This window comes from Marichromatium sp. AB31, from assembly GCF_003718685.1.
Lineage (GTDB): Bacteria > Pseudomonadota > Gammaproteobacteria > Chromatiales > Chromatiaceae > Marichromatium > Marichromatium gracile.
The window spans coordinates 1-335 of the sequence record NZ_RHFI01000075.1 but is presented as its reverse complement, the minus strand read 5'-3'; the positions used below and the strand labels follow the sequence as shown (position 1 = coordinate 335).

General features: G+C 76.1%; 1 protein-coding gene. It reads right to left on the bottom strand.

The features are described from left to right. Window positions 1-335 (bottom strand): calcium-binding protein (locus EBL84_RS16795; RefSeq protein WP_369958174.1); only part of this gene is annotated, 335 nt, incomplete at both ends.

The window sequence follows — 335 nt, the reverse complement described above, 5'->3', positions numbered from 1 at the left end:
CAAGCTGGTCGTTGCCGCTGCCGCCGACGAGGATATCGGCGCCGAGTCCGCCGTCGAGCCGGTCGTCGCCGCCATCGCCGAAGAGGCGGTCGCGCCCGCCGGCCGAGCCGAGGGTGTCGTCGCCGCCACCGCCGCGGATGATGTCGTCGTCGGGACCGAAGAAGAGCACCTGGGCGCTGCCGTCGCCCTGGACGATGTCGACGTCCGGGCCCGCGTCGCCGTCGTCGCCGCGGAAGCTGCCGGGCCCGCGCACCACCAGGGTGCCGGCGCCGGCGACGACGATCTCGACCGGCCCCAGGGGGGCGCCCGCGGCATCGTAGAGCGCGCTGGTGTCG